We start from the raw sequence: 13,882 nt of genomic DNA, 5'->3' as shown, positions 1-13,882 counted from the left end.
TAGCAATCAGCCCGTCCCTCGAGTTTGAGACGAGAGGGACGGGCTGAAAGGTGGCACGGGATGGCGGGTTACGCCAACAGTGCTGCGACGGTATCCGGGATCACTTTGGGCGCTTCAATGCGCACTTGTTTATGTCGTCCCAGTTCGCCTTTTTCGATCACCACATGGCCTTTGGCCACGCGAAATTGCTTCGCGAGGTACTTGGTTAAGTGGGCGTTCGCTTTGCCATCCACCGGCGGTGCGGTGATGGCAACTTTCAATTCCTCACCATGGAGCCCCACGAGCTGGTCACGGCTGGCTTTAGGCTGAATATACAGCCGAATAACCAAATCGTCCCCGTCCTTGCTCACGGCGCTCACGGTCATAGTTGGAACCAGATCTGGCCAACCATGTCACCAATCAGGAAGTTGGCAAACTGCAGGCCGATGAACAACACCAACACGCTCAGATCCAAGCCACCCATGGCTGGGATAATACGGCGAATTGGCGCGGTCATTGGTTCTGTTAACTGATGCATCACGTATTCCATTGGGCTGCGGCCCTGGCTGACCCAGCTTAGGATCGCACGCAATAGCAGTACCCAGAACAGCAAGCCACCCGCGGCTTTCAATAAAGACAGCGCACCAATCCATAGAAGATCCGGTGAGAACATTAAGCCCCCGCCGACCACCAAGGTCAGGATCACAAATTTACCGATGCTGAGCAGGTAAGCAAACAGCAGGGTGGCCACATCCAATGAACCAATTGATGGGATCAGACGGCGTAGCGGGCCAACCACGGGTTGGGTTGCTTTGACGATAAATTGAGAGAACGGATTGTAAAAATCGGCTCTTGCCCACTGCAGCCAGATGCGCAATAGCACCACCATGATGTAGAGGTCAAAGAGCGTGTTAACAAGAAAACCCATTGCATTCATAAACTAACCTTAAAATAATGTTTCCATTTCTTGAGCTCGGGCAACCGCCGCGCGCATCGCTTGGGCTACGGTATCACCAAGTTGACGATCGTTAAAGGTGCGGATCGCTTCTGCCGTGGTGCCGCCTTTTGAGGTGACTTGTTCACGCAGGGTATCCAGCGCAATGTCTGGATTGGCTTTGACCATTTCAGCGGCACCCAATGCCGATTGTTGTACCAGTAGGCGGGCTTGCTCTGGGCTAAAGCCTTGTGCCACAGCTTCTGCCTGCATCGCTTCCATAAACAGGAAGAAATACGCCGGCGCACTGCCTGCCGCCGCGATCACGCCGTTAATGCCAGACTCTTGCTCCACCCAGCACACTTCACCGACAGCATGCATTAAGTCTTCCGCAAACTGGCGATCGTTGACGTTCAAATCCGCCCCCGCGTACAGGCCGCTCATGCCTTTGCCGATCAATGACGGGGTGTTGGGCATTACGCGAACAAGGTTAAGCTTGGTCGCCAGCATTTCATTAAGACGGTTGGCATTGATGCCGGCGGCAATCGAAATCACCAGCTTGCCGGAGAAGTCGAGAATTTGCAGCGGCTGACAGACCTCTGCCATTAATTGCGGTTTCACCGCCAGCACAATCACATCGGCCTGAGAGGCGGCATGCAGATTATTGTCGGTGGTGTGGATCCCGTAATCACGCGCCAGTGGCTCACGGCGGGCAGGGCTCGGCGCGGTCGCGGTGATCAAATCGGGCGCATACCCGCTGGCGATCAAACCGGCGATGATAGATCGGGCCATGTTACCGGCACCGATAAAGGCAATCGTACGTTGTTCCATGTTAAATCCTTACAATCATGTCGAGAGGCCAAAAGGGAGGACACAGCCCTTCCTTGGCTGATTATACGTTGTGGCATTATTTATACGTTGTATTGCAACGTTCTGTTACTTTTTTGTCGTGTAATCACGGGCGCCAAAAATGGCGGTACCAATGCGCACAATGGTACTGCCTGCAGCCACGGCGGCATCTAGATCGCCACTCATGCCCATTGACAGGGTATCGAGTTGTGGGTGTTTGGCTTGCAGCGCCGTCATGGCATCACGCAGGCTGCTGAACGCCGCGAACTGGCTGTCGTAGTCATCGGCTTGCTCTGGGATCGACATCAGGCCGCGCAGCACCAAATTCGGCATGCTGGCCACGTCATCGGCCAAGGCGGCCACTTCCGCAAAGTTCAAACCGGCTTTGCTGTCTTCACCGCTGGTGTTCACTTGCAATAATACATTGAGTGGCGGCAGATGAGCGGGACGCTGCTCACTTAATCGGTGCGCGATTTTGGCGCGGTCAATGGAATGCACCCAATCAAAGTGCTCTGCGATCGGACGGGTTTTATTGGACTGAATTGGGCCAATGAAGTGCCAGCACAGCGGTTCAGGGTAAGATTTTTGTGCGAAATATTGGATTTTCTCCACCCCCTCCTGAACATAGTTTTCACCGAAGGCATAATGGCCGGCAGTAATGGCGTCTTCGATAGCTGCAATGGGTTTTGTTTTGGTTACAGCCAAAAGTTGCACGGAACCTGCATTTCGACCGCATTTTTCTGTTGCAGTGTCAATCTGAGAGATGACCTGCACTATGTTTTGCTTGATACTGTTCATAATTGATTCTTTGGGGAAAATTGATGGATATCACCGAACTACTGGACTTTAGTGTAAAGCATAATGCTTCCGATCTGCACCTTTCTGCGGGTGTGCCTCCGATGATCCGGGTGGATGGTGATGTACGTAAGCTCAGCTTGCCCGCGTTAGACCATGGTGAAGTACACCGTTTGGTGTTTGACATCATGAACGATGCTCAGCGTCGTGAGTTTGAAGAAAAGCTGGAAGTGGATTTCTCTTTTGAGTTACCGGATGTGGGCCGTTTCCGTGTGAACGCCTTTCGTCAGGGGCGCGGCAGTGCGGCGGTGTTCCGTACTATTCCGGTCGATATTCCGACATTGGAATCGCTGCAAGTGCCCGATATTTTTTACCAGATTGCACAGTGTCAGCGTGGTTTAGTACTGGTGACAGGGGCGACAGGCTCCGGTAAATCCACCACCATTGCGGCATTGGTGGACTACATCAACGATAATTTTAATCGCCATATTTTGACCATCGAAGATCCGGTGGAATTTGTTCATACCGGTAAGCGTTGCTTGATTAACCAGCGTGAAGTACACCGTGATACGCATAGTTTCCAGAACGCCCTGCGTTCTGCGTTGCGTGAAGATCCCGATGTCATTCTGGTGGGGGAATTGCGTGATCAGGAAACCATTAGTCTCGCGCTAACCGCCGCAGAAACCGGTCACTTGGTATTGGGCACCTTGCACACCAGCTCGGCCGCCAAAACCGTTGACCGTATCATTGACGTTTTCCCGGGCAGCGATAAGCCGATGGTGCGTTCAATGCTGTCAGAATCGTTACGTGCGGTGGTGTCACAGACGCTGCTTAAGCGTGTCACGGGAGGCCGTATTGCGGCACACGAAGTGATGATGGCCACGCCGGCGATCCGTAACTTGATCCGTGAAGACAAAGTGGCACAGATGTATTCCATGATCCAAACCGGCTCGTCGATGGGCATGCAGACCATGGAGCAGAGTGTGAAAATGTTGGTGGCACAAGGACTGGTCGAAGCCGAAGAAGGGCGCCGTGTAGTCGACAGTAGCTTTGTCCAGTTTTAACCCGATTTAAGGAATCCCCATGACGTTACAAGAAGCGCTCAATGAAATGGTGAGCAGTAAAGCCTCGGATCTCTACATTACTGTAGATGCACCGTGTCTGCTGCGCGTCGATGGTAGCTTGCATCCTATCGGTGAAACCCTGACCCTTGATACGGTCGATATGATGTTTGATTATGCAATGGACAACAGCCTGCGCACTGAGTTTGAGATCACGAAAGAGGCGAACTTTGCTCTAGTACGGGGTGAAAACCGATTTCGTGTGAGTGCTTTTTGGCAGCGTGAATTGCCGGGAATGGTGATCCGTCGTATTGAAACGAAAATTCCGGATATCTTTTCGCTGAACCTGCCGATGGATATGCAGAAGATGGCGCTGGCCAAGCGTGGCTTGGTGCTGGTGGTCGGGGCGACGGGTTCGGGTAAATCCACCTCGTTGGCGGCCATGACCGGTTACCGTAACAGTAACCGTAGCGGTCATATCCTGACAGTGGAAGATCCCATCGAATTTGTGCACAAGCATAATCAATGTATCGTGACCCAGCGTGAAGTCGGGTTGGATACCGAAAGTTACGAAGTAGCGTTGAAAAATTCCCTGCGTCAGGCACCGGATATGATTCTGATCGGTGAGATCCGTACCCCTGAAACCATGGAGTACGCGATGAACTTTGCCGAAACCGGTCACTTGTGTATGGCGACCTTGCACGCGAACAACGCCAACCAGGCGTTGGAGCGTATTTTGCACTTAGTGCCGAAAGAACGCCGCGATCAGTTTTTGTTTGATTTGTCCCTGAACCTGAAATGTATTTTGGCGCAGCAGTTGATCCCGGATGCACACGGGATGGGGCGTCACGGGGCATTTGAAGTGTTGCTCAATACCCCGCGTGTGGCGGATTTGATCCGCCGTGGTGAGTTGCATGAAATCAAAGACACCATGGCAAAATCCACCGAAGCGGGGATGATGACGTTTGATCAGTCCCTGTATGAGTTGTTCCGCACAGGCAAGATCACCGAGCAGGATGCCTTGCACCATGCGGATTCTGCGAATGACTTGCGTCTGATGATCAAAGTGGGCAGTAAAGATAAGATCTTCCAAAGCACCTTGAACGGTGTGACGGTTGATATGGGTTAATACCCGCGCTAAACCGTTATTGACCCCCCATGATCGAAAAGCGTTAGGATCGTCACCGACCTAACGCTTTTTTATTGCTTATAAAACAATGTGCTACAGAAGGTGTTGTTTTTATAGGGCTTAGTGGAGATGCCCTCCAACGTGATCAGGTTATAGAGCTTTTGAGTTTAAGGTGTCCAAAAGCTGTACAAGCTGATCGCACCTTGTGCAGTCAAGGATCCGCGAGGATCGTTTGAGTAGCCGCAGAGGGCGGTCAGCGTAAGGGTGTTGATCGTTGAAAAAGGTGTACGGGGAGGGCAGGGGTGAGATCCTAGTTCCTCGTTTCGAGTAAGAGCGGGGCGAGTCTGAAGGGGAAAGCGGTGAAGAGCGGCCCTAAGGCCCTATGGCAATAAAGGTACGAGTAAAAGCGGGACGGGTCACGCTTTGCTTCGAGGAAAGGCGAATACAAAAAAGCGAACGCTATTGACGTTCGCTTTGGGAATTTTACGTTTTTGCTCGAACCTCGAACCTCGAACCTCGAACCTCGAACCGCTTAGCCGTACTGCTGCTCGAACCAGCTTTCGAGGATCACAACGGCAGACTGGGAGTCGATGTTGCCTTTGCTCAGGTTACGGTAGCCACCGCGATCAAACAGGGAAGAGCGGGCTTCTGCGGTGCTCAGGCGTTCGTCATGCAGCTCGACCTGACAGCCAAAACGGCCATGCAGGCGGTTAGCAAATTTTTTCGCGCGCGGGGTGATGGCTTCCAGCTCACCGCCGTGCATATCCAGCGGCAGGCCAACCACGACTAAATCGGGTTGCCATTCTTTCAGGATTTTTCCAATGTCATCCCAGTTCGGGGTGCCATCTTTGGCTTTTAGCGCCGCTAAAGGGCTGGCGGTGCCAGTCAGCTCTTGGCCGATAGCGACACCGATGCTTGTGGTGCCATAGTCAAAGGCTAAGACGCTACGTGCTTGACTCATGCGTGTCCTTTATCAATCGAAAGGTGGGTGGCATTAATGCCGAGTTGTGCAATGGCTTTCGCCCAGCGTTCATGTATCGGTGTGCTGAACACCACGTCCGGATCCGCTTCGGTGGTCAGCCAGGTATTTTCCGTGAGCTCTTGCTCAAGTTGCCCGGCATCCCAACCGGCATACCCCAGTGCCACCAGAAAGTGATCCGGTGCCTCATGGGTGCCCAGCAGGGACAAAATATCTTTAGAGGTCGTGACCGCGACTTGCTCTGTGAGCGTGATGCTGGAACTAAAACGCCCCGTTTGATTATGCAGCACGAAGCCGCGATCGGCCGAGACAGGCCCGCCATTGAAGACCGGTTGTTCTAGGCTGTCAGGATTGGTGATCGGTTGTTCGCGTTCAATCTCAATTTGATCGAGCATGCTGCCGACCGAAATATCAATCGGTAGGTTGATAACAATGCCCATCGCGCCTTCATCGTTGTGTTCACAGATGTAGACGACACTGCCTTTGAAGTTGGGATCTTGCATGCTGGGCATCGCAACCAGAAAGTGATTGGTCAAATTCATGGGACTACCTGCTACCTGTCTGCTTTCTAACAGTATGCCGACTAATCGGCAGAATTGGTATCTTGGGCGTGTTTTCTGGTGAGGATCCGCAACCGAGGCCGGTTGCGGATTATGCGTATCAAGGCGGGGTGAGCGGGTGCTTACGCCTTGTTGATACGACGCTCAATCGCATCCATCAGTTTGCCGGTGATAGAGATATCAAACGCGGCTTCAATTTCACGGATACAGGTTGGGCTGGTGACGTTGATTTCGGTCAGCTTGTCACCGATTACGTCAAGACCCACAAAGATCAGGCCTTTTTCTTTCAGTGTTGGGCCTACTGCTTCTGCGATCTTACGGTCAGTCTCGCTGATCGGACGCGCTTCACCACGGCCACCGGCCGCCAAGTTACCGCGGGTTTCGCCTTTAGCCGGAATACGGGCTAGGCAGTATGGCATCGGTTCGCCGTCGACGACCAAAATACGCTTATCACCGTTGCTGATGTCTGGCACAAAGGTTTGCGCCATGCAGTAGTTCTGGCCCATAGCGGTCAGGGTTTCGATGATCACAGAGACGTTCGGATCGTTTTTCATTACACGGAAAATCGACGAGCCGCCCATGCCGTCAAGGGGCTTCAGGATGATGTCGCCATGTTCTTGGTGGAACGCTTTGATCTTATCGGCGCGGCGCGTCACCATGGTGATTGGTGTGAGCTCAGGGAACCAGGCGGTGAACAGTTTTTCGTTACAGTCACGCAGGCTCTGTGGCTTATTGACGATCAGTGCACCTTCCAGTTCAGCACGCTCAAGGATGTACGTCGCGTAGATGTACTCGGTGTCGAACGGGGGATCTTTACGCATCAGTACCGCATCGAGATCCGACAGGGCAATTTCCTGCTCGCTGGTGAATTCAAACCAACCCGTTGGGTCTTCTTTCAAGCTGACCACTCGGGTACGGGCAACGGCTTTACCTTGCTCGAGTGATAGGTCATTCATTTCCATGTAGTGGATTTCCCAACCGCGACGTTGGGCTTCCATCATCATGGCAAAGCTGGAATCTTTTTTGATATTGATGGATTCAATGGGATCCATCACGATACCCAGTTTGATCATTCTTTTTTCCTCGTTAGTCTTCCCGTTGGGCATTAGCCAAGATCGCCGAAACGCACCTGCAACGCCGTGATTGCGGTCATTGCCGCGGTTTCTGTGCGTAGCACGCGTGGGCCAAGCAGCACTTCATCGAACTGGTATTGTTCTGTCATGCTGATTTCTTCGGCCGTTAAACCGCCTTCCGGGCCGATCAGCAAACGTACGTTGGTGACTGGCGTAGGCAGGGTGTTGATGGAGTATTTTGCGCGTGGGTGCAGGTTCAGTTTTAAACCATCGTACGTTTCTGCGCACCAGTCTTCCAATTTCATGACCGGGCGAATTTCAGGTACGACGTTACGGCCACATTGTTCACACGCGGCAATGGCGATTTTCTGCCATTGTTGCATTTTTTTGTCGAAACGCTCGGCATTGAGTTTTACGCCACAACGTTCTGAAATCAAAGGCGTAATGGTGTTTACACCCAGTTCCACGGATTTCTGGATGGTGAACTCCATTTTATCACCACGAGAAATCACCTGACCGAGGTGAATATCCAGCGGCGATTCGCTGCTGTTCTCATGACGGGCTTGGATCTCGACTTCCACACTCTTTTTACTGGCTTGCGTGATCACGGCAGGGAATTCGGCATTGCTGCCATCAAACAGTAAAACCTCTTGTCCGGCTTGCATACGCATCACACGGCCAACATGGTTTGCTGCATCATCGCTCAGCAGCACGGTGCCTGAAGACGGTAGGGCTTCAGGGTGGTAAATACGTGGGATTCTCATGGCTATCTTGTAACCTGTTGGGTTTATTCTGGCCGTATTATATACCCCAGTCGAACAGGGATCACAATGTTACCGTTGGCTGAGGGGCGGCAGAGGGACGGATGAGGGTGTAAGCGGTCGCACACTGACCCGCTTACACGCTTGAGGGCGATTATTTCGCGGTGTTTTTACAACGCGCAAGCAAGGCTTGGTATTGCGTGGTTTCACGCGGGGTCAGCGTCAGCTTGTAGCTTTTCACCACCCCGAGAAAACGCGGAATGTACTGGCATTGGTTTTTCGGTGGCAGCCATTCATCTAACCCTTTGGCGCCTTTCTGGCGATTGAGCGACGCTTCCACGCTGACCAGATTTTTCGGATCGTTGGCAAAGGTTTTACGTTGGTGGGTCGTCCATGTGTTGGCGCCGTGTTCCCATGCCCATTTGAGCGGCACGATATGATCAATATCGATATCAGACGCTTGATAAATGGTTTTGCCGGAATAGGCGCTGTTCCAACGGCCTGAAACCACGTGGCACTGTTTGTCATCTTTGAACCGCACTTGGCCCACCGATTGGGCGATCAGGGTTTCCATGCGGGCATTTTGGCAGTCTTTATCGTTATCGCTCCAGCCGTGACCGAAATAGTGGCGTTGGTAAGTGGTGCTATTGGCGGTGGTTGTCGGCTTTTTCGTTTGTGCGCCTTTTGGCAGACGACCGCCACTGTCAAGGCAGGCTGAAAGGCTGTCGTAGGCGGTGAAATTCTTGGTGCGTTGATAAGACGCGCTGCTGCTGTCATGGCAGATCCCGCTGGTGGATTTTTTTACCACCGTGGATTCAGCCGCGTGCGCCGTGGTGGCAAAAGGCAGCAGTAGGGTCAGTGCCAATCCGTAGCAAGCGTGGCGAGGTGTAGTGGGCATGAGGTGTCGCATGGCAGTCCTTGAACAGTGAATGATACTGATAAGCCTATCACTGAACAGGGGTTTTAGAAGGGGGTCACACTGTGTTTTTTGTTATTTACATGGATTCAGCCGTGAACGAAGCAAGATGAGAAGAATGAAAGGAATAAGAGAAACAAGAAGCGTGGGAAGAGGGAGTACGGCGGGGATAACAGGCTTTACGCCGGTATAAACTCAAGCGGTTGTGCGCAACGACGGCAGCGATATTGGGTTTCGCCACGTTGCACCTTGTTATGACGGCGTACCGTGAGTGAGTGCTCTTGGCACTGACAGCGATAGAGGTAGGTTGTGCCTTGTACGGAACTGACATCCATGCGATGGGTAGTACGCGGGGGGACGCCAAAGATTTCCTGCATCACGACCTGCCATTCCCGGCCATGGGGACGCACGCGGCCGAAGCGTTTGAACACCACAAGGTGCGCAACTTCATGAGGCACCACTTCATTGAGAAAGGCATCAGGGTTCTCCGCCAGCAGCACTGGATTAAAGCGCACTTCCCAACGTTGTAAATGGGCGGTGCCGGCAATTTTTCCCCGCTGTGTAAAGCTGACTACGGGCATCGGCATACGCTTGTTCAGTCGCTGATTGGCAACTTTTATACATTGCGCGACACGGGCGGTCACTTGGTCGTGGAGTGGGGACATGGTCAGGCACTGTGCTGGTGGAAAGGGGAAGTATAAAAAATTTAGCAGGGGGAGAGAAGGGGCGAGTTTAAAGGGACGAATAAAAGCAGAAGAGCAGGGACTAGTCATGCTGCGCGCCGAGGGACGAGTTTCGAGTCAGAGCGGAAAAGCAAAAGCAAAAGCGGACCTATGGCACTAAGGTCCTATGGAAAAAGCAGGAGCGGAAGTGCTTGCATCCATAAGGGGATCTGAAATCCTGCTTGCAGGACCACAGGACCACAGGACCACAGGACCACAGGACCACAGGACCACAGGACCACAGGACCACAGGACCACAGGACCACAGGACCGCTCTTTCTCGTGCCTTTAGACTCGATACTCGTCCCTTAAAACGCTTTTCCTCGTCCCTTAAAAACACAAAAAGGAAGCCGAGGCTTCCTTTTTTCGTGTCATCTTACTGATGGACTATCGCTTACTTTAGGTTAGCGAAGTCACGCAGGATGTCAGCTTTGTCAGTCGCTTCCCAAGGGAATTCTTCACGACCGAAGTGACCGTAAGCCGCTGTCTTCTTGTACATAGGCTTCAACAGGTCAAGCATTTCGATCAGGCCGTATGGGCGTAGGTCGAAGTGCTGACGTACCGCTTCTACGATGATGTCGTGTGATACTTTTTCAGTACCGAACGTTTCGATCATGATAGACGTTGGATCTGCAACACCGATGGCGTAAGACAGTTGGATTTCACAGCGATCTGCCATGCCCGCTGCAACGATGTTTTTCGCTACGTAACGTGCTGCGTATGCTGCTGAACGGTCTACTTTTGATGGATCTTTACCAGAGAATGCACCACCACCGTGACGCGCTGCGCCGCCGTAGGTATCAACGATGATCTTACGACCTGTCAGGCCACAGTCGCCCATTGGGCCACCGATAACGAAACGACCGGTTGGGTTGATGAAGTATTTGGTGTCTTTGTTCAGCCATTCTGAAGGCAGTACTGGCTTGATGATTTCTTCCATGACGGCTTCTTGCAGTACTGGCAGGTCAATGCTGTCACAGTGTTGCGTTGACAGTACCACGGCATCGATACCGACGATCTTGCCTTGGTCGTACTGGAAGGTTACCTGAGATTTTGCATCTGGACGCAACCATGGCAGTGCGCCGTTCTTGCGCACTTTTGCCTGACGTTCAACCAGACGGTGTGCGTACGTGATCGGTGCTGGCATCAGCACGTCAGTTTCGTTGGTCGCGTAACCAAACATGATACCTTGGTCGCCGGCGCCCAGTTCACGTGGATCTTCACGGTCAACACCTTGGTTGATGTCTGGTGACTGCTTACCGATTGCACTCAGTACGGCACAAGAGTCGGCATCAAAACCCATTTGAGAGTTGACGTAACCAATTTCACGCACGGTTTGACGGGTGATTTCTTCGATATCAACCCACGCTGACGTGGTGATTTCACCGCCAACCATTACCATGCCGGTTTTTACGTAAGTCTCACACGCCACACGTGCTTTAGGATCTTGTTCTAAGATCGCATCCAATACTGCATCTGAAATTTGGTCTGCAATTTTGTCTGGATGACCTTCTGATACTGATTCAGAAGTAAACAGGTGCTTCGCCATGAGCGCTCCCACAAGTAATGTTTGTTGAAATGATGGGCTCTATACCCAATATCGAGAAGAAAACACACACTATATATCCGTGTATACGTTTGTATGTATAGAGCTACCTCCGTCTAGACGTCTATAATACCTGCTCACCGTATAAAATCAACCGTACGAATGTTACGGAAATACGGAATCTGGCAAGCAAACGATTACCTTGGCGGGCTTTTATTACAGTCAGTTGAGCGAAGTCTGCGATCAGCGCTTTGATATAACACTCATTTTAGGAAGGAAATCGTTTGCAGATATAGGGCAGTGTTTGCGACAATACCCGCCCGCCGAACTCTGGTTATCTGGGTCATGAAGACCGAGATCAAACCGAATCTAAATAGTCTAGGAATTTCTGGAGCAGACATGTCTTCTCGTAAAGCACTCGCTAATGCCATTCGCGCCCTCAGCATGGACGGTGTCCAACAAGCAAACTCAGGTCACCCAGGTGCACCAATGGGTATGGCTGATATTGCTGAAGTATTGTGGCGTGGCCACATGAACCACAACCCACAGAACCCTGAGTGGGCTGATCGCGACCGTTTTGTGCTATCAAACGGCCATGGCTCGATGCTGATTTATTCTCTGCTTCACCTGACAGGCTATGCGCTGTCGATTGATGATCTGAAAAATTTCCGCCAGCTACATTCAAAAACACCGGGTCACCCTGAATACGGTTACGCACCGGGTGTTGAAACCACAACCGGTCCGCTAGGCCAGGGCATCACCAATGCCGTGGGTATGGCAATGGCTGAAAAAGCGTTGGCTGCACAGTTCAACAAAGAAGGCCACGACATCGTTAACCACAACACGTACGTGTTCATGGGCGACGGCTGTCTAATGGAAGGGATCTCGCACGAAGCGTGTTCACTGGCGGGTACGCTAGGTCTGGGCAAGCTGATCGCATTCTGGGATGACAACGGTATCTCTATCGATGGTCACGTAGAAGGTTGGTTCTCTGACGATACCCCTAAACGTTTTGAAGCGTACGGCTGGCACGTGATCCCTGCGGTTGACGGTCACGATGCTGACGCAATCAATGCAGCGATTGAAGCAGCAAAAGCAGAAACAGGTCGTCCGACGCTGATCTGTACCAAGACCATTATCGGTTTTGGCTCTCCAAATAAAGCAGGCTCTCACGACTGTCACGGTGCACCACTGGGCGCAGAAGAAATTGCAGCGGCACGTGAATTCCTTGGTTGGGAACACGGTCCGTTTGAAATCCCTGCAGATATTGCTGCAGAGTGGGATGCAACAGCTGCGGGCGCTGAAAAAGAAGCCGCATGGAACGAGAAATTCGCAGCTTACGCAGCGGCTTACCCTGCTGAAGCGGCTGAGCTTAAGCGCCGTATGAACGGTGAACTGCCTGCTGAGTGGGAAGAAAAAGCATCCGCTATCATTGCTGATCTGCAAGCGAACCCTGCGAACATTGCGTCTCGTAAAGCGTCACAAAACGCACTGGAAGCGTTCGGTGCGATGCTACCTGAATTCTTGGGCGGCTCGGCAGACCTTGCACCGTCTAACCTGACCATGTGGTCTGGCTCTAAATCACTGACAGCAGACGATTTCTCAGGTAACTACATCCACTACGGTGTGCGTGAGTTCGGCATGACGGCGATCATGAACGGTATCGCCCTGCACGGTGGCTTTGTGCCTTACGGTGCGACCTTCCTGATGTTCATGGAATACGCACGTAATGCCATGCGTATGGCTGCGCTGATGAAAATTCAGAACATCCAAGTGTACACCCATGACTCTATCGGTCTGGGCGAAGACGGCCCAACGCACCAACCGGTTGAGCAAATCGCATCACTGCGTCTGACACCGAACATGAGCACATGGCGTCCATGTGATCAGGTGGAATCAGCCGTCGCGTGGAAACTGGCGATTGAGCGTAAAGATGGCCCATCTGCGTTGATCTTCTCGCGTCAAAACCTGGCACAGCAACCGCGTAATGCGGAGCAAGTGGCGAACATCGCTCGCGGTGGTTACATCCTGAAAGATTGCGCAGGTAAGCCTGAGCTGATCTTGATTGCAACCGGTTCTGAAGTTGAACTGGCCGTGAAAGCGGCAGAGCAGTTAACTGCAGAAGGCAAAGCGGTACGCGTGGTGTCTATGCCTGCAACCGATGCGTTCGACAAGCAAGATGCGGCTTACCGTGAAGCGGTATTGCCATCAGATGTAACCGCACGTATTGCTATCGAAGCGGGCATTGCTGACTTCTGGTACAAGTATGTGGGCTTTGACGGTCGCATCATCGGCATGACCACGTTCGGTGAGTCTGCACCTGCGGATCAACTGTTCGAGATGTTCGGCTTTACCGTGGATAACGTGGTAGAAACCGCACAGAGCCTATTGGCGTAATAGTCAGTCATAAATAACCGCTATCGGGTGTGATGCCCGATAAGGTGATTTATTTCGCTAAGCAAAAAAAGCCTCCCAAGCGGAGGCTTTTTTTATATAAAATGAGACATTGGTCACGGCTGTATTTCTCTTTCGTTTGTCTGCAAAAAGCGAAAAAATGCGATTAAGCTGTTGATTATAA

14 protein-coding genes are annotated in these 13,882 nt (G+C 52.1%); 3 read left to right on the top strand and 11 right to left on the bottom strand.

Features of this window, described 5'->3' with window-relative positions; genetic code table 11:
* Nucleotides 1-68: 68 nt before the first annotated feature.
* The 4 genes from yggU to ACSF8W_RS15305 form a co-directional block, all read right to left on the bottom strand.
* Complete coding sequence (yggU, locus tag ACSF8W_RS15320) at nt 69-365, bottom strand: DUF167 family protein YggU (protein WP_500848107.1); 297 nt, start codon at nt 363-365, stop codon at nt 69-71.
* Complete coding sequence (locus tag ACSF8W_RS15315; protein ID WP_500848106.1) at nt 362-916, bottom strand: YggT family protein; 555 nt, start codon at nt 914-916, stop codon at nt 362-364. The genes yggU and ACSF8W_RS15315 overlap by 4 nt, the downstream gene beginning before the upstream one ends.
* Before the next feature lie 9 nt (nt 917-925).
* The gene (gene proC / locus ACSF8W_RS15310; protein ID WP_500848105.1) at nt 926-1,744 is read right to left on the bottom strand and encodes a pyrroline-5-carboxylate reductase; all 819 of its coding nucleotides are present in this window, start codon (nt 1,742-1,744) and stop codon (nt 926-928) included.
* Nucleotides 1,745-1,849: 105 nt separating this feature from the next.
* Nucleotides 1,850-2,560 carry a YggS family pyridoxal phosphate-dependent enzyme gene (locus ACSF8W_RS15305; RefSeq protein ID WP_500848104.1) on the bottom strand — a complete coding sequence of 237 codons (711 nt, stop codon included), beginning with the start codon at nt 2,558-2,560 and terminating at the stop codon, nt 1,850-1,852.
* 23 nt (nt 2,561-2,583) lie between these two features.
* Here ACSF8W_RS15305 and ACSF8W_RS15300 point away from each other — a divergent pair, with 23 nt between their 5' ends.
* On the top strand, nt 2,584-3,621 hold the full coding sequence (locus ACSF8W_RS15300; RefSeq protein ID WP_428479762.1) for a type IV pilus twitching motility protein PilT: 1,038 nt from the start codon (nt 2,584-2,586) through the stop codon (nt 3,619-3,621).
* 19 nt (nt 3,622-3,640) lie between these two features.
* Entirely contained in the window at nt 3,641-4,747 is a 1,107-nt protein-coding gene (locus ACSF8W_RS15295) for a PilT/PilU family type 4a pilus ATPase (RefSeq protein ID WP_500848103.1), read from the top strand.
* 532 nt (nt 4,748-5,279) lie between these two features.
* On the opposite strand, the gene ruvX is transcribed toward ACSF8W_RS15295, so the two are convergent.
* The 7 genes from ruvX to metK all read right to left on the bottom strand — a co-directional run bounded on the left by ruvX (nt 5,280) and on the right by metK (nt 11,307).
* Entirely contained in the window at nt 5,280-5,708 is a 429-nt protein-coding gene (gene ruvX / locus ACSF8W_RS15290) for a Holliday junction resolvase RuvX (protein ID WP_500848102.1), read from the bottom strand.
* On the bottom strand, nt 5,705-6,268 hold the full coding sequence (locus tag ACSF8W_RS15285; protein WP_500848101.1) for a YqgE/AlgH family protein: 564 nt from the start codon (nt 6,266-6,268) through the stop codon (nt 5,705-5,707). Before ACSF8W_RS15285 ends, ruvX begins: the two co-directional genes overlap by 4 nt.
* Before the next feature lie 140 nt (nt 6,269-6,408).
* On the bottom strand, nt 6,409-7,359 hold the full coding sequence (gshB, locus tag ACSF8W_RS15280) for a glutathione synthase (RefSeq protein ID WP_500848100.1): 951 nt from the start codon (nt 7,357-7,359) through the stop codon (nt 6,409-6,411).
* Nucleotides 7,360-7,391: 32 nt separating this feature from the next.
* The gene (gene rsmE, locus ACSF8W_RS15275) at nt 7,392-8,123 is read right to left on the bottom strand and encodes a 16S rRNA (uracil(1498)-N(3))-methyltransferase (RefSeq protein ID WP_500848099.1); all 732 of its coding nucleotides are present in this window, start codon (nt 8,121-8,123) and stop codon (nt 7,392-7,394) included.
* Nucleotides 8,124-8,274: 151 nt separating this feature from the next.
* Complete coding sequence (locus ACSF8W_RS15270; protein WP_500848098.1) at nt 8,275-9,030, bottom strand: HNH endonuclease family protein; 756 nt, start codon at nt 9,028-9,030, stop codon at nt 8,275-8,277.
* A gap of 185 nt (nt 9,031-9,215) precedes the next feature.
* Entirely contained in the window at nt 9,216-9,701 is a 486-nt protein-coding gene (locus ACSF8W_RS15265) for a SprT family zinc-dependent metalloprotease (RefSeq protein WP_500848097.1), read from the bottom strand.
* A gap of 451 nt (nt 9,702-10,152) precedes the next feature.
* Nucleotides 10,153-11,307 (bottom strand): methionine adenosyltransferase, encoded by a 1,155-nt coding sequence (metK, locus tag ACSF8W_RS15260; RefSeq protein WP_428478378.1) that lies wholly within the window; start codon nt 11,305-11,307, stop codon nt 10,153-10,155.
* A 396-nt stretch (nt 11,308-11,703) separates the two neighbouring features.
* On the opposite strand from metK, the gene tkt reads away from it, so the two are divergent.
* A complete protein-coding gene (gene tkt, locus ACSF8W_RS15255; protein WP_500848096.1) occupies nt 11,704-13,701 on the top strand; it encodes a transketolase in 1,998 nt (665 codons plus the stop codon).
* The last annotated feature ends 181 nt before the right edge of the window (nt 13,702-13,882 follow it).

This window comes from Photobacterium sp. 270122K (assembly GCF_059941365.1).
The sequence above is the reverse complement of the archived record's forward strand: the minus strand, read 5'-3'. Positions and strand labels throughout refer to the sequence as shown.